Raw genomic sequence first — 16,900 nt, forward strand, 5'->3', positions numbered from 1 at the left:
CTTCACCCCCCGATCCGGCTCGGACCAGGGGGAACGGCGCCGGGCGCACCGAGCGGGTGCCGAAGCCCCTGCCTGATGAGCGCGTGCGCCAGGACGCCCGCAAACAGCGTGTTCGTTTTGGCGTATCGCCACCACATCCGCCCAGGCTCTTGATAGATCCGGTACAGCCATTCGAGGCCGAGCTTCTGAACCTGGACCGGCGCGCGCCGAACGGTGCCTGCCAGAACGTCGAATGCACCACCCACGCCCATGATGAAAGGTACGCCGAGATTGTCGCGGTGAGCGGCCAGAAAGCGCTCCTTCCGGGGCGTCGGCATGCCGATGAAAAGGCAATCGGCGCCGCTGGACTGGATGTCCCGCACGACGTCATTCTCCTGCTCGCGCTTGAAATAGCCGTCGTGCCAGCCCGCAAAGACAAGTGAGGGATGGCTCTCGCGCGCGTTCTGCATCGCCTGGTGCAGTACGTCGGGAGTCGCTCCCAGGAAATAAGGTTTGAAGCCTTCGCGCGCGCATACTGCGAGCAACTCGGCGAGGAGATCCACGCCCGCGACGCGCGACGTGGCCGGAAGCCCCAGCGCTCGAGCGCCCCAAACGATTCCCATGCCGTCCAGGCCGACGATATCGCTGTTGGCGACGTCGGCCGCGAGCACCGGATCAGCCCTCATATTGACGAATTTGGCGACGTTCAGCGCCACATGTTGCAGCCTTATCCGGCTGTGCATCGCCCCGCGCGCAAGATCCACGGTTTCTGCCATTGTCAGCAGGTCGACGGGACATCCCAGGAACGAGGCGCGCATTGGAGTTACCTCTCGGAAAATACGACCTGTTTAAGTTTGCATTTAAGATTATTATCTAGATAATACGCGCGAGATATTTAATTGCAAGATTTAAATGGGACTGACTGCATCATTGGAAGCGGGATATCGGGGCTCCAGCGCTAGAGGACGGACGGCACAACCCAACGCAAATTAAATAGAGGATTTAACTAGTGATTTCAGTCATTATTCCGCATCTGAACCAGTCTGATGCGCTGGAAGTCTGTTTGCGCACCCTGGACGCGCAGAGCCTGTCTCGTCAGGCGTTCGAGGTCATCGTGGTGGACAACGGCTCGTCAACGCCCCCAACGGACATCGTTGCCGGCCATCCTGGTGTACGGCTGCAGCACGAATCGCAGCCGGGTCCGGGACCGGCGCGAAACGCAGGCGTCGCTGCGGCCAACGGCGAGATCCTCGCCTTCATCGATGCCGACTGCAGGGCGCATCCGGATTGGCTGAGCAGCGTGGTGAAATGGTCCAACTTGTCGCCGGCTGGCACAGTTCTCGGGGGCGACGTTCGCATTTGGCGCGCGGAAAATGCGGAGCTCGATGCCATTGCGGCTTACGAGAGCGTCTTCGCTTATCGCTTCAAACTCTATATTGAGCGCCACGGTTATTCCGGCACTGGCAACATGGCGGTGTTTCGCCGCGATTTCGATCGCGTCGGCCCTTTTGCTGGCATCGAGGTCGCCGAAGATATGGAGTGGGGAGAGCGTGCGTTGCGCGCGGGGCTTCGGTTTCGATACACCCCCGAGATGATCGTCTTCCACCCGGCCCGGAGCTCTCTGCAGGAGCTCTACGCCAAATGGGATCGACACATCGCACACTATCGCAACATGGCGGAAGGCAAACCTGTTTGGCAATTGCGCTGGCTCGCGCAAGCCTTGCTCGTCTTCGCATCTCTCGCGCCAAACGCTGTGACCGTGCTGACCAGCGACCGTCTGCATGGCAGCGGCGTCCGCCTCAAAGCCATTGCCGTATTGTGTGCCGTCCGGGCGCACCGCGCCATGACGATGCTCTCGCACCTACGGAGCAGGCGAGCAGTAGCCTGGAATCGTTAGTGCAACGGCAATTCTGTCAGGGGCCGCCAAAAGCGACATTGTGAGTCAGTTCCGGCAAGTCGGTGCGCCGGCCGAATGACCACAGAATCCAGCCCAGCTCGTAGCTGCGGCACTCAAGCCGAACTTCCACATCCGCAGCGTCGATCAGCCGCTCCCCGTGTCCGAGCCAGGCGTTCTTGAGGGCGCGGAACACCCTCGGCGTCCTTGTTGTCAATTCACCCTTGCGAACTTGCGAGCGGATAGTCAGGTTCAGTTCAGGGACGAGCATGGGCCGGCGCAGTTGATTGCACCCAAGGACCCAGTTGAATCCCTTGACCAAGGCGTCCCGCGATTGCCTCTGCCCAAAGCGCTCGGCCCATTCCAGCAGCGCCGGGGCCATTCCATACTGATGGACCGAATAGACTTCGTAATAGTCAATGACGCGGCCGCTCAGCGCGTCGAAAAACCAAGGCCATTCGCCTTGCGAGCCTTGAAGCGCGATCAGATTGCGCACACAAGTATCGGCCATGACAAGTGCGGACGCATCACCGGAAAATTCGCCATACTGATAGCAGGCGATCGAGAGGTAGGTCTGCGTCGCAAAGGACGAGAAACGGCGACGAAGCCCAAACGGTGCATCGAAGAACATTCCCGATTCGCTGTGAAAGCGTTCCTTCAGGAGTCGATAAAGCGGCTTGGCATAGCGCCACCACTCGTTATCGCCTGCCCTCGCCTGAGTCACGACTCCCGTGAGCAACATGCCAAGATCCTGCGCACGGAAGCTCCTCCACCGGGATTCATCGGAAAGAATGGCTCTCAACTCGCATTTAACCGGGTCCGGAATTTCGAGCCCGAGCTCGGCCGCGCTCCATAGCGCCATACCGAAGGCATACTTGCGTACAGGAAGCTTCGTGAGTTGCAGAACGTTGCGATGAAATATCTCGGGTATATCAATGCCACTTGGGATTTCGGCAACGCGCGACATTCCAAGAAGCACATTGAGAGTATAAAATACGTCGCTGCTCGGTACCGATTCGTTTGGTGAAGAACGTCGATCGAGATGGTAGATGTGCGACCACCGGCGGTATTCAGGCAACCAACAACGTTCCAGCCCCTTGAGCGCGTAGTCTACCAATGGTGCATTTCGCGAGAGCTTACTCTCCACGGTAGGCACCACGAGCTTCACTCCAAAATTCGGACTAATCATCATGGTCGATCGCCATTCCAAGCCGGGTTAGTATTCTCGAATGCTTTCATCCAATCCGCGCAGCAGCGGATAAAGGAAGTACGAAATCACGGTGCGCCTGCCGACTTTCAGTTCGGCCGTCACCGCCATACCCGGAATCAGTTGGATGCGCTCAGCCGGAAGCCGAAGGTGCGTGTCCGACAAATCGACCAGTACGCGGTAATAGGGAGCTGGCGCGCGGCGCGCACCTTCGGCCTTCGTATCCGGCGAGAACGTATCCTGACTGATGACGCGGACTTCTCCCGTTGCAGTTCCATACTTCTGGAAGGGAAACGCTTCGAACTTGATCCGAACCGACTGTCCGAGCGTCACCTGACCGATATCCCGGCCCTCGACGTTGACCTCCGCCTGAAGCGGAACGTCGCGCGGAACCAGGACGAACAGCGTTTCGGCTTCGCGAACCACCGAGCCGACGGTCCGGTTCGCGATATCCAGCACCACGGCATCTGCCGACGCCTGCAGGACGATCAACTGTCGACGAAGCTCGGCCTTCTTCAATTCCTCTGCTGCGCTATTGCGCTTCGGCAGCGTCTCCACCAGTTCCTGATAGGTGGTGCGACGAAACTCCTCGGCGAATACTTTCCGATCAGCGCGTGCCTTCTCCAGCCGATGGGTACTATCGGCGATACTGCCGCGAACACGCGCCAGATTGCTTTCGACCTCGAGCCGTGCATCGCGAGACAGTAGGAAGTTCAGCCTCGAACCGACCTCTTTGTCCATCAGCGTGGTTCGCATCGCTTCAATCGAACGCATCGTGTCGAGCCGCTGAAGGAGAACCGCCTCTTCATTCTGTGCTGTCTTGAGATTGGCTTGCGCGGAAGCGATCTGTGCGTCGTAGTTCTGGATCTGCGCCTCGTAGGCGGCTCTCCTCTGCAAGAACAACTTGCCTTGCAGGATCTGATCCGAATTCGTCAGCTCCTTGACGGCGTACTCGATTCCATTCAATTCAGCGCTCAGACGATCGATCGACGCATCGAATCCAGCCACTCTGCCGCGCAGTTGGTCGAAATCCGCCTGCGAAAACGTCGGATCGAGGGTCGCCAGAACGTCGCCGCGGTTGACGCGATCACCGGCCTTGACGTGGATCTCGCGTATTACCGACGTTTCCAACGGCTGCACAACCAGGTTGGGACGCGTCGTGGTGAGTTTTCCCTGCGCCGTGACGATCATCTCCACCTGCGAAACGGAAGCCCAGATGACCGCGAAAGCAATCAGTGCAAGTACGCCGTAAAGGGTGAAACGCGCGAGCCGCGGTGGCGCTTGCTGCTCGAGTTCGGTGGCATCGGACTGGAATTCGGCGATGACTGGCGCTCGCCTCGGCCCCGGCCTGAATAGCTTGCGGCGGCGCTCGACCGGCCTGGCCGGAACAAGAGCGGTCGGCTTCACATCCGCTGATGTCCCTGTCTCCCTCATGCAATCTGCTTCATCTGTTGATTCCACAAGTGCCTGTAAATTGTGCATTTCGACAGGAGGTGGTCGTGGCGATCCACATCGACGATTCGGCCGCGGTCCATCACCAGTATCTGGCTTGCTTCAGTGAGCATCGACAACCGATGCGAGACGATGATGACAGTACGCCCTGCCGCCAAGCGGCGGAGATTGCGCCTGATGATCATTTCGCTTTCGGAATCGAGGGCACTCGTCGCTTCATCCAAAATCAAGATCCTTGGATCGACGATCAGAGCTCTCGCAATCGCGAGCCGCTGCTTCTGCCCGCCGGAGAGGTTCGAGGCATCTTCCTCAAGCATGGTGTCGAAGCCACGCGGCAACCGTTCGATGAACTCGTCGGCGCCTGCGAGCTGCGCTGCAGCGACGACCTCGGCAAAGGTGGCATCACGTTTCACGCAGGCGATATTGTCGCGAACCGTCCCGCGAAACAGGAAATTATCTTGCAGGACGATTCCAAGGTTTCGGCGCAGATGCGCGAGGTCGAGCTCCCTCGAGTCATATCCGTCGATGCGCAGGAGCCCCTGCTGCACCGGATACATGCCCGAAATCAGCCTGGTGAGAGTCGTCTTGCCTGAGCCGCTCCGTCCCACGATCCCGAAGATCGATCCTGGCTCGACGGTGAAGGAGACATCATCAAGCGCCGGCGATCCGTCGGATCCGTAGCGAAAAGAGACACTTTCGAACTCGATTTTGCCGGCAAGGTCGGGCCGCAGCCCATCTTTCCGACCGTCGCGCTCAGGCTTCTGATTCATCACCTCGCCGAGCATTTTCACGGCAAGAGCCACTTCCTGGTACTCGTGCACCATGGTCACGAGCTGAACCAGCGGTCCGGAGACCCTGCCGGCCAACATGTTGAAAGCAACCAGAGCGCCGATGGTCATTTCTCCAGCGAAGACATCCAGTGCTCCGACAGAAATGATTCCAAGCGTCATGATCTTTTCGAGAAATCCGGTGAGCGCCTGGGCGCCTGCGGAAATCTTCTCGACACCAAATCGCATGGTCACGGACTGCGCGCAGCGGCTATCCCAAACCCTGCTCTGCGCTGGCTCCATCCCCAGCGATTTCACGGTGCGCATGCCGTGAACTGTTTCGACGAGGAGAGCCTGCCGCGCACCTTCCGCTTGGTATAGATCGTACAGTCGTCGCCGAAATGGACCCATGAGCAGTCCGACAACAGCGCCGCTCGCGGCGGTGAAGGCCAGGACCATCAAAGTCAATTTGACGCTGTACAGCGCAAGGACCGGCAGGAAGACGAACAACGAGAGCGCATCGAGGGTCGTCAAAAACAGGCGGCCAGTCAGAAACTCACGGATCCGCGCCGCTTGTTGCATGTGCTTGACCAGAACCCCCGCGGCCATATGTTCGAAAAACGTGACCGGCAGCGCGAGGAGATGACCGAACGTCTTCGTCGCAACGCGAATGTCGACTCTGTTGGTCGCATATAGCAGCAAGTAGCGCCGCAGAAAGCCGAATATCGCGTCAAAGACGAGCGCCACGGCCGCGCCTGCCGCGAGTACGTACAGAGTGGTGAAGCTCTCGTGAACCAAAACCTTGTCGATGACGAGCTGGAAAAAGATCGGGACGACGAGGCCCAACGCATAGAGCAGGATGGCGGCAATGGCGACGTCCCTGAACAGCCGCCATTGAAGAAGCAGTTCCGGCACGAACCACCGGAGGCCGAAACTCCTTCGACCATCCTGTGTCAACTGCTCGCGCTTGATCAGGATCGTGTCACCGGCCCACTGCGCACAGAAGCGATCGCGGTCGACAACCAAGACCTCGTGCTTGCGGTCGGCGAGCGGGTCGAAGATGCTGACGACCTCGGTGCCATCAGTTCGCCGCCCCGCACCAAGGACGGCGATCCAGTTGCCATTGGCGAGCCTCGCCAGCGCCGGATAGGCCTCTCCGAGACGAATCAGTGCGCTCCAATCGAGCTTCGTGCTTCTCGCGCGCAGGCCTGCATCCTTCGCCATGCGCAACAGGAGATTCAACGAGAGCGGGCCGGCTACCGCATAGGCGTGCTTCAAGCGCTCGACCGGCAGATCTATGCCATGGTGACTGGATACCTTGGACAGGCATTCCAATGCCGTCTGGGTTGACAATCCGGGTGCGGGCGCGTCCGCAACCCGGTCCTTCGCGCCGCCAGCGGCATCGATTTCAGCGGAAATTCGAAGAGACATTCAGAGACCGTGTGTTGGGCGCCAGCGCATCACGTACTCCCGACGCACCGTTTTGCGATCCAGCTGGCTGGTTCCGCCGGACCACGCCCGCATCAACCAGGCCCTGAAGCGCCTTCTGCATCACGTCGACCGAATTGGCGAAAGCTTCGACCGAAAAGATCAGCCGCTGAGAAAATACGCGCTTCGGGGCGTTGTTGGCGTCACGCTCTGTCGGTGAAAGACTGACCAGATCGATGCGGACGATGGTTCCGCTGACGGTAATTTCTTCGATTCCATCGGTATAAAGTTCGGCGTGCATCTTTACGTCTCCTATGCTGCTAGCTGAGGCCTGAAAACAACATCAACGCCATAGCTCGTTGAGTTGTAGGTGTTGGTCGGGAATAGGCTATCTGTCCCGTACGCAAACACACCGTTGCCGCCGATCGAGCCCGAGGATGGGGCCGTCAGAGGTCCGTTGGTAATTGCGTTGGCGAGCAGGCCTGGATCGGCCGCGTAGTTCCCGGCGGTGTGATAGGAGGCGACATAGGTGGTTCCCGGCATGATCGTCACGGGCGTGGCGAAATTGACCTGCTGCCAGCCGTCGGCCGTCTCGTTGGTAAAGACCGCAGTTGCCAGCAAAGTCCCGGTGCTGCTCCAGAGATCTGCAACGTGAGTGCCCGTGTTGGTTGGCCCCTTGTAGAAGCGAACGCCGATGATATCGCCCGGGGTCGACGTCTGGAATTTGACGCCCAGCTCCACAGACTTGGGATCATTGGCCGCCACAATGCTAGGCTCCTGACTTGCGCTAAACAGGCGCACAGCCGTTGAAGACGCAGCATTCACATCGAGGGCGACGGATGCGCTGGCGGAGCTACCTTGGCCGTCGGAGATGCTGTAGTTGAACGACGCCGGCCCCGTGTAGCCGGTCGTCGGTGTGAAGACCACACTGTTACTTTGGGCGTTGTAGCTGGCGACGCCGTTCACACCGCCGCTCGCGCCCGTGATCGTAAGCGTATTGCCGTCCGGATCGGTATCGTTGGCGAGCAGTGCCGAGGCCGGGATCCCGAAGGGCACGTTCTGCGTGGCGTCGAAGCCGCTGTCGTTCGCGGCGACGGGTGACCGGTTGGGGCCGCCGCTGGAGCTGTTGAACACGACGTCAACCCAGTAATTGGTCGCGTTATAGGTACTGGTTGGGAACAGATTGCTCGTTCCATAGGTATAAAGGCCGTTGACGTTCGCGGGAGCCGTGAGCGGCCCATTGGTGCGAGCGGCAGTGAAGTAGCTGGTGGTGGAGGCGTAGTGGCCGTTGCTGTGATAGCTTGCGACGTAGGTGGTGCCGGCTGTGATGGACACCGGATTGCTGAACGTGACTGTCTGCCAACCACTGCTGCTCTCGTTGGTGAAAGTCGCGGTCGCCAGTAGCGCGCCGGTACTGCTCCACAACGAACCCGTATGGGTTCCGGGGTCATTCGCGCTCTTGTAGTATTTGATGCCGGTAATCGTGCCTGCGACGGACGACGTGAATTGCATCCCGAGGTTGACTTGGGAAGTGTCCGACCCCGATCGGATCGCCGGAGTATCGGTGCTCGAGAATAGACTCACGGTCGAAGGAACCGCCGAAACTGCGATATTGAATGTCTCGCTGCTCGTGAGGTTGCCGAGATCGGCAGCGGACACCGTGACGCTGAACGTGCCAACGTCCGCGGACGTCGGCGTGCCGGTAAAGGTTCGGGTCGATGGAGTGAACGTGAGCCAGCCCGGAAGCCCTGAACTGCCAGCGGTTGCGCTGTAGGTGAGCGAGTCCCCGGCATCGACATCGGTAAAGGTGCCGGCGGGCAACGTTAGCGAAAACGCCGAGCCAACGGTCACGGCCTGGTTGCTAGTCTGGATCGCCAGTACCGGCGCGTCGTTGGCACCATGAATGGTGACAGTAAGCGTGGTCGATGAGGCGGCGCCCACGGCGTCCCGCATCGTATAGCTGAAGACATCGGTCAGCGTATTGGTCGACTGCCGCAAGGCCTGCACGGCCTGATCGTTCTCGTTCACCGTGTAGGTGAAGGCACCCGAGGCAGTGAGCAAGAGCGTGCCGTGCGCGCCCGCGAGAGGCGTCTGGAACGTCCCACTGGTCGTGCCAAAGCTGAATGCAGTGACGGTCTTGGTGTCCCCAGAATCGGGATCGGTGTCGTTGGCCAGCACGTTGCCGGTCGCGGGCGAACCGCCAGTGCTGTTGTTCATGCCACCCTTTTCGATGGCGTCCGCGCTGTCAGCAACCGCGGTTGGCGGGGTATTGTTGCTGGCGGCGGAGCCGTTGAAGACGACATCGACCCAGTAGTTGGAGGATTTGAATGTATTCGTCGGGAACGTGCTTCCGGATCCGTAGGCATAGACTCCGTTGCTGCCAGCCGGAGCCGTCAACTGACCATTGGTAAGCGACGTCGCAAAATAGTTCTGGGTACCGGAATAATTGCCATTGGTGTGGTAGGACGCGACATAGGTGGCGCCTGCCGTGGTGGCGACGGGATTGGAGAAGTTGACCTGCTGCCAGCCGCTGGCTGTCTCGTTCGTGAAAGTGGCAGTTGCAAGCAGGGTTCCGGTCGAGCTCCAGAGATCGGCAATATGGGGACCCGTATTCAACGATCCCTTGTAGAACCGCAGGCCGGTTATTGTCCCATTCACCGATGCGGTGAACTTGACCCCGACTTCGACCGGGCTGGTATCGCCGGAGTTGGGGACGCTTGGCGCATCAGTGGTACCGAACAGGCTCTGTGCGGAGACCGGATAGTTGACCTTGAGCGAGACCTGGCCGGACCCGCTCTGGCCGCTCGTGTCCGTGATCGTGTAGGTGAAGCTCGCCGCCCCGGCATAGCCAGCGGTGGGGGTAAAGGTCACAGTCTGGTTCTGCGAATTGTAGCTTACGCTTCCATTGGCTGGATTGCCGACACTGGTAAGCGAGAAAGCCAGCCCGGACGGGTTGGTATCGTTCGCCAGCAGCGCTGATGCCTGGATGTTCAGCACACCATTTTGGCTAACCGTGAAGCCGCCGTCGGCGTTGGCTTGCGGCACGCTGGTCGAGGAGGAGCCGTTGAAGACGACATCGACCCAGTAATTGGAGGATTTGTACGTGTTGGTCGGGAACGCGCTTCCGGATCCGTAGCTGTAGACTCCGTTGGCGCCAGCCGGAGCCGTCAACTGGCCATTGGCAAGCGATGTCACGAAATAGTTCTGAGTGCCGGAATAGTTGCCGTTGGTGTGATAGGAGGCGACGTAGGTTGCCCCTGCCGTGATGGCGACGGGATTGGAAAAACTGACCTGTTGCCAGCCGCTGGCTGTCTCGTTGGTGAACGTGGCAGTCGCAAGCAGGGCTCCGGTCGAGCTCCATAGATTCGCAATATGGGGACCAGTATTCAACGATCCCTTGTAAAATCGAAGGCCGGTTATCGTTCCGCTCACGGATGCGGTGAACTTGACGCCAACCTCGATAGGACTGGTGTCGCCGGAATTAGGCGCGCTCGGTGCATCATTGGTGCCGAACAGGCTCTGTGCAGAGGCCGGATAGTTGACCTTGAGCGAGACCTGGCCGGACCCGCTTTGGCCACTCGTGTCCGTGATCGTGTAGGTAAAGCTGGCCGCCCCGGCATAACCGGCGCTGGGAGTAAAAGTCACCGTCTGGTTCTGTGAATTGTAGCTTACGCTTCCGTTGGCCGGGTTACCGACACTGGTAATCGAGAAAGCGAGCCCGGACGGGTTGGTGTCGTTCGCAAGCAGCGTCGATGCCGGAATGTTCAGCACGCCATTTTGGCTGACAGTAAAGCCGCTGTCTTCGTGAGCTTGCGGCGACGTCAGGCCTGAATCGCTGAAAACGACGTCGACCCAGTAATTCGCGGCCTTGACATAGGAAACGTTGCTGGGGAAGACGGGGCTACTCCCATAGGCGTAGACGCCGTTGAGGCTGCTACCAGGCACGGTGAGCGCACCTTTCGTCAGGCCGTCGTAGTCGATGAAGTAGTAGTCGGTCGACGAATAGTGGCCAGTGTTCGTGTGATAGGAAGCGACATACGTGACGCCCGCCTGCACATTGACAGGAGTCGCGAAATCAACCTGCTGCCAGCCGCTCGCTGTTTCGTTGCTAAACGTGGCGCTCGCAAGCAGCGTCCCGTTGGTGGTCCAGAGGTCACCGATGTGAGTTCCGGTATTATCAGACGCCTTGTAGAAACGTATGCCGGTGATCTTGCCCGACACAGCGGGGATGAATTTGACGCCGACCTCGACTGCTCCGGAATCGCTGTTTGAGATCACCGCAGGCGTATCAGTCGGACTGAAGAGTGTCAGGTTGGAAGATGGCGTGACCGTGTAGGTCGTGCCCGCACCAGGTGTTTCCAGGTTCAAGCTGTCGTCGACCGCCCTGGTCTTGAGACCATATGTCCCCTGCGCGCCTGTGACGAACGTATATGACCACGTCACGTTCGTCGCGCCAACATTGCTGTTGGTTGGGTGCCAGGTTGTTCCACCATCCGTGGAAATTTCGACGCCGGCAATCTTTCCACCCGCGTCGCTGGCCGTCCCCGTTACCGTGATCGATTGCCCCTCGACAACAGTGGCGGCAGAAAGATTGGTGATGCTGGAGTTCGGCGCCGTAGCGTCTGTCGACCGGATTGCGGCAGTCAAGCTCGCCTGCAGCGTCGCCGGCTGAACCCCCATGTCGGCGAAAAGATTAACCATCGCCTGCTGAACGTTCGGATCAACAGGCGTCGCCGGTCCGTCGTGGTCGCTAGCAAGCGCCCACGGCCAGTTGATAGAACCGGCCGAGAAGATCAGTGCACCACTGACAGGATCACGATGCAGCACGAGATTGTGGGTCGCCGTGCCCGCTCCGAAGGTGTTGCCGTAGTCAAGCAGATACTTCCCGTCCACATTGATTGTGGAAGACGAGACACTGACCAACCCGGCTGGGCGGAATCCATTGTCCGGCGCGATGTCCCACTCAACGCCCAATAAGCCAGGTACGAGCGAGGCAGTCTGCCCGGCTGGGGTTTGCGCGACGGCCGTATTGCGCCAGAAGCGCAATTGGGTCATCGGGTACGGTATCGTGATCGTATCGTACCGAAACGCGTTGACCGCGAACAATGTGCCGGTCAGCTGATTCGAGGGAAGAGGAGCCCCGAACCGCGGGTCGGAAAAGTTTCCGGTCGCCTGTCCTGACGGATCAATCAGCGCATTTGCGTGCGTATCCTTGTAGCTAATGAGCGTGCGATTGGGTGTCGCGCTGCCATCGATGCTGGGCGCTAACCTCGTTTTCCAAAAGATCTCGTTGGCTGTGAGAAACGCAAGGTTCACGCCGGCGTGCGCTGCGGCCTCTACGTTGGCGCGCTGAGCTTCGGTCCAATACTCGTCATGCCCCGCGTCCATGAAGACTTTGTGATTGAGCAATAACGAGCCGTTTGTCGCAGCATCTATCCCAGAAATGTAAGAGACATCGTACCCGTTCTGCTCGAGCCAATAGATGGCCGCGATCTCAGCCGTGAAGGGGGAATCTCCCCCCTCGGAGAAGGTTCCGGTGCCGTCGCGCGTCACGAGGGGGCGATTGTAACTGACCGCGTAGGCCGATCCATTGATGCCGGGGCCGTTCCCGAAATACAGGTTGGCCCCTCCCCAGCCGTTGTAGGCTTGCCAATCCTGATCACTTGTCTGCAGGACGATGTCGCTGTGCGAAGCATCGTTCCTTATGATGAATGGAATCTGGAAAATCTCGGTACCGTTGATGACGTTGGCGATGTAGACGCCCGAGGCGGCATCGGTTGGCACGCTCCAGGAATCGGTTACACTCCAGTTGCCTGCATCTACGAGACCGGTCGACGCGTCCCTTAAGGGAGCGGGTTGGACGACCGCGGCTGCAGCCTGATGCTGCAGGCTCGTAACCAGTCTGGCACCATTGCCACCGTAATAGCCCAGCCGGTAAACATCGACGCGATAATTCGGATTTCCGGTCAGGTTGTTGATCTTGAATTGGACCGTCCCCCCGACATTGGTGCTGATTGCTGTCGCAAACCCCTGGGTCAGAGTCGAATTGTCGCCCGGCTGGATCTCCCAAACACTTCTCGGCGTGCCTGGCTTCTGGTTTTCCAATACGGTGGGATTCGTCGGAGGATCGGAGACGATGGTGCCGCCCAGCCCATCGCTCTTGAAATTCCAGTTCAAGTCCATCCCTGAGAACAGCAAGGTGACATTGGCCGCACCGTTGCTGAAATCCACCGTGCTGATATTCGAGCTACTATCGTAGGAGACGGTCGCCGACATCGACGATGTGAAGGGCAGATCCCTCAGGTCGACTAGATTCCCCGGCGAAAGCGCTGCTCCCGGCGATGAAGCTGTGATCAGCCCGGCGAAGTTGGCCGACTGATCGAGGACAAGCGTACCAGTTCCCGTTTCGAACGACACGGTTATGCCGGAGAACGATCCATTCAGGAACTGGCCGGAAACCGACCCTCCGATCTCCAGGATCGCCTTGTCTGCAATCTCGAAAGATCCAGTACCGCTGACGTCACCCCTAAACTCCCCGGTCGTAATGCGATTGCCAAGGAACGCTCCAACCTCGACTGTCCCATTGTTCAGCACATCGCCTTCGACGACAAACGGCGAGCCGGCCCCCAACGAAAGCGTCGCACCTGCATCGAGGACCAGGCTCCCAATGTCGACATCGGCCGAGCTCGTGACGACATACGTTCCTGCTGCATCGAGGAACGCGGCATCGATGATCCCCGGAAGCCCGGCGCTCCAATTCGTTGCGACATTCCAGGCTCCGTCAGTCGGATGGACCCAGTGAGTGGCGCCAGGGGTGGAAACCGATTGAGATTTCTGCGCCGCTTCGTTCGCCACAGATGAGAACGTTGGCGTCAAGCCATTATGACCGCTCGTCAAAGACGTCGAAGACAGAAGCGCAGACAACCGCGACCGGGAAGGTGCGGCGAAGAGAGCGGGCATAACGCCGCGCAAGCCCGACGGATCACCCGAGTCGGTCCGAAACGTCTGTTCGAAGAACGAGGCGCCCCCCCCGGGAGTGAATGATCCGCTTACTGGCCGATCAACGAGCCGCGGAGCCCAGAGGCCAAGTGCGTCGAAACCCGCGAAAGCGCTCACGAACGGCGATTCCTGCCAAAGGGCTGGAATGTCCTCCCCCCAAACGTACCGAGTTCCCCGGCCGAAGGCGTTCGCCTTTTGAACCAGCATGACCATACCGATTAAATAAATAATCGCCTCTCTATATTTTAATTGCCTTTTAAACTGCGGTCAATTCAATACACATAATTTAACTCGGTTTCGAATATCGACTGAGTGGCGCTAGCGCGAGACGAATTGCGGCAGTCGCATGATTTCGCTGAGATATTTGCCGTAGCCGCTCTTCTCCAGCGGTTGCGCCAGCGCAAGAAGTTGATCGCGATTGATGAAGCCGAGCCTGAACGCGACCTCCTCGAGGCAGGCAATCTTCATTCCCTGCCGCTTTTCCAAGGTCTGCACGAACGTCCCTGCATCGATGAGAGATTCGACCGTGCCGGTATCCAGCCACGCAAATCCCCGCCCCATGCGTTCAACGTGGAGCGCATTGGCCGAAAGGTAACGCATCTGAAGATCGGTAATCTCGAGCTCGCCGCGCGCCGATGGCTCGACGCGGCGAGCGTAGCGAACGACGCGGTTGTCGAAAAAATACAGCCCCGTGATCGCCCAGTTCGAAGCCGGCCGTTTTGGCTTCTCCTCGATCGACACCGGGCGGTCCGCTTCGTCAAACGCGACCACGCCGTATCGTTCTGGGTCTCGCACGTGATAGGCAAAAACCGTTGCGCCTTCTTCGCGACCTGCTGCCCTGGCAAGCAATTCGCTCAGGCCGTCGCCGAAGAAAATATTGTCTCCAAGCACCATCGCTACGCGATCGTTTCCGATGAAGTCGGCACCGACAATGAACGCGTCCGCGAGACCGGCGGGTCGGGTTTGTTCCGCGTAGCTGAGCCGGATACCCCATTGGCTGCCGTCGCCCAGCAATCGCTCGAACTGACACCGGTCTGAAGGCGTGGTGATGATCAGAATTTCGCGGATCCCTGCCAACATCAACGTCGACAGCGGATAGTAGATCATCGGCTTGTCATAGATCGGGAGCAACTGCTTGCTGACCACGCGCGTGATCGGATAGAGGCGCGTTCCGCTGCCGCCAGCCAGCACGATTCCCTTCAGCATCGGTTTCTCCTTCTCCGACCAGCTGGTCCAGACAAGCTTGAAGTGAATGGCGCCAAGGCGCCAAGCGAATCCCGAACACGCGTTCGGCCTTGGATGAGTCAAGGCGCGAGTTCCGAGGTCGACGCGCAGCGGTCGGAAATTGCTCGGTCGTGATCGCCTCGAGCGCCCGAATCCGGGCACCGCGACGGGAACACTCGTGGAAGATTGCCTGCGCAAAATCGTGCCAGCTTGCCTCGCCTTGGCCACCGAGATGAAAGATGCCGGCCGTGGCCCTGCGATCGTCCGTTACTGACCGTTGAGCGATCCGGAGGACGGCGTCTGCAAGGTCGAACGCGTAAGTCGGGTTACCATGCTGGTCACTGACAACCCTTACGACCTGCTGCGTCTCGCATAGCCGCAGCATCGTTCGGACGAAGTTGCTGCCATAGGGACTGTAAAGCCAGGAGCATCTGATCACGGTCGCGAGCGGGTGCGCTGCCAATACAGCAGCCTCCCCGGCAAGCTTGGAAGCGCCGTAGACGTTCAACGGCGCTGGAATGTCGCTCTCGTCGTACGCATCCGGTTTCGCACCGTCGAAGACATAGTCGGTCGACAGATGGATGAGCGGAATGTTCAGTTGCCACGCGACATCCGCCAGCGCGGCCGCGCCATCACGATTGATGCTGAAGGCCCTCGCTGCTTCAGATTCGGCCTGATCTACCGCCGTATAGGCGGCCGTGTTGATGATTGCAGACGGCCCGATCGACGCAATGAGCTTGTCGATCCCTTCCCGGTTCTCTAGATCGAGTTCTGGGCGCCCGAGAGCCACCGCAGGCAAGCCGCGCACTGTGGCAAGATCACGAAGGCACATTGCCAGCTGACCATTCCGTCCAGCAAAGAGGATTGGTCGATCTGTCATCTTCACCTCAGCCTTGGGCCGCCAGGAGACCCAGACGCGAGCCGTCATAGACACCGCTGCGAGCACGCTCCCACCACGCTCGGTTCTTGAGATACCATCCGACGGTTTCGAACAGGCCCTGTTCGAAGGTTCTGGTCGGTTTCCAGCCGAGCTCGCGATGTGCTTTCGATGCGTCGATTGCATAGCGCGCATCATGGCCCGGACGATCCGGCACGAACGTAATCAGAGAACGTCTGCACCCCGCGCCCGGAGACAATCGATCCACAACGTCACAGATCCGGGTGACGACCTCCAGGTTGGATCGCTGGGCATCTCCGCCGAAATTGTACTTCTCGCCGGGCCTTCCTTGGTGCAAAAGTCGTATCAAGCCCGCGGCATGATCATCGACGTGAAGCCAGTCGCGGATATTCCTTCCGTCGCCATAGACCGGCAGAGGCTTCCGATCGATCGCATTGAGGATCGTCAGCGGGATGAGCTTTTCCGGAAACTGATACGGCCCATAGTTGTTCGAGCAATTCGACACGATCACGGGCAGGCCGTAGGTTCGAAACCACGCGAGCGCGAGGTGGTCCGAGGCGGCCTTGCTCGCCGAGTAGGGCGAGCTCGGCCTGTAGGGCGTATCCTCTCGAAACAAGTCGTCCGGTCCCAATGAGCCGTAGACTTCGTCCGTCGACACGTGGATGAAGCGGAAATGCTTCCGCCTCGAAGCTGGTTGACGTTCGTAGTAGGCTCTGGCCGCCTCCAATAGCGTGTAGGTGCCAACCACATTGGTATTGACGAAGGCTTGAGGTCCGTTAATCGAGCGGTCGACGTGGCTTTCGGCGGCCAAATGTATGATCGCATCCGGCTCGTAGTCGGCGAACGCACAATCCATAGTCTCGCGATCGCAAATGTCGGATTGCAGGAACACATAGGTCTCCAGCCTCTCGATGCTCGCGAGCGACGTCAGGTTGGCTGCGTATGTCAACTTGTCGATGTTGATCACTGCGGCACCCACCTGGAGCGCCAAACGGCGACAGACCGCAGAACCAATAAATCCCGCTCCGCCGGTCACCAAGATACGCATACTA

General features: G+C 59.3%; 10 protein-coding genes. 1 reads left to right on the top strand and 9 read right to left on the bottom strand.

The annotated features are described in order from the left end of the window. Positions 1 to 2 precede the first annotated feature (2 nt). Positions 3 to 797, bottom strand: a complete 795-nt coding sequence (locus tag ACNJYA_RS23760) for a WecB/TagA/CpsF family glycosyltransferase (protein WP_172784592.1) — start codon at positions 795 to 797, stop codon at positions 3 to 5. 191 nt (positions 798 to 988) lie between these two features. On the opposite strand from ACNJYA_RS23760, the gene ACNJYA_RS23765 reads away from it, so the two are divergent. Continuing rightward, positions 989 to 1,876, top strand: coding sequence for a glycosyltransferase (locus ACNJYA_RS23765; protein WP_172784591.1), 888 nt, complete (start codon positions 989 to 991; stop codon positions 1,874 to 1,876). 16 nt (positions 1,877 to 1,892) lie between these two features. Here the strand turns inward: ACNJYA_RS23765 and ACNJYA_RS23770 are convergent, their stop codons facing one another. The 8 genes from ACNJYA_RS23770 to rfbB all read right to left on the bottom strand — a co-directional run bounded on the left by ACNJYA_RS23770 (position 1,893) and on the right by rfbB (position 16,896). Next, the gene (locus ACNJYA_RS23770) at positions 1,893 to 3,065 is read right to left on the bottom strand and encodes a hypothetical protein (protein WP_439363513.1); all 1,173 of its coding nucleotides are present in this window, start codon (positions 3,063 to 3,065) and stop codon (positions 1,893 to 1,895) included. A gap of 24 nt (positions 3,066 to 3,089) precedes the next feature. Further along, positions 3,090 to 4,487 (bottom strand): HlyD family type I secretion periplasmic adaptor subunit, encoded by a 1,398-nt coding sequence (locus ACNJYA_RS23775; protein WP_439363514.1) that lies wholly within the window; start codon positions 4,485 to 4,487, stop codon positions 3,090 to 3,092. Between the two features lie 23 nt (positions 4,488 to 4,510). Further along, a complete protein-coding gene (locus ACNJYA_RS23780; protein ID WP_439363515.1) occupies positions 4,511 to 6,730 on the bottom strand; it encodes a peptidase domain-containing ABC transporter in 2,220 nt (739 codons plus the stop codon). Further along, entirely contained in the window at positions 6,708 to 7,028 is a 321-nt protein-coding gene (locus ACNJYA_RS23785; protein WP_172784590.1) for a hypothetical protein, read from the bottom strand. Before ACNJYA_RS23785 ends, ACNJYA_RS23780 begins: the two co-directional genes overlap by 23 nt. Before the next feature lie 11 nt (positions 7,029 to 7,039). Further along, entirely contained in the window at positions 7,040 to 13,171 is a 6,132-nt protein-coding gene (locus tag ACNJYA_RS23790) for a DUF4082 domain-containing protein (protein WP_439367505.1), read from the bottom strand. An 873-nt stretch (positions 13,172 to 14,044) separates the two neighbouring features. Continuing rightward, on the bottom strand, positions 14,045 to 14,932 hold the full coding sequence (gene rfbA, locus ACNJYA_RS23795; protein ID WP_212256479.1) for a glucose-1-phosphate thymidylyltransferase RfbA: 888 nt from the start codon (positions 14,930 to 14,932) through the stop codon (positions 14,045 to 14,047). Then, positions 14,841 to 15,830: a dTDP-4-dehydrorhamnose reductase gene (gene rfbD, locus ACNJYA_RS23800; protein WP_172784588.1), complete on the bottom strand. Its 990-nt coding sequence runs from the start codon at positions 15,828 to 15,830 to the stop codon at positions 14,841 to 14,843. Before rfbD ends, rfbA begins: the two co-directional genes overlap by 92 nt. Before the next feature lie 7 nt (positions 15,831 to 15,837). Next, positions 15,838 to 16,896 (bottom strand): dTDP-glucose 4,6-dehydratase, encoded by a 1,059-nt coding sequence (gene rfbB / locus ACNJYA_RS23805; protein ID WP_172784587.1) that lies wholly within the window; start codon positions 16,894 to 16,896, stop codon positions 15,838 to 15,840. Positions 16,897 to 16,900 lie beyond the last annotated feature (4 nt).

It is taken from the genome of Bradyrhizobium sp. BLXBL-01, assembly GCF_051853025.1.
Classification (GTDB): Bacteria; Pseudomonadota; Alphaproteobacteria; order Rhizobiales; family Xanthobacteraceae; genus Bradyrhizobium.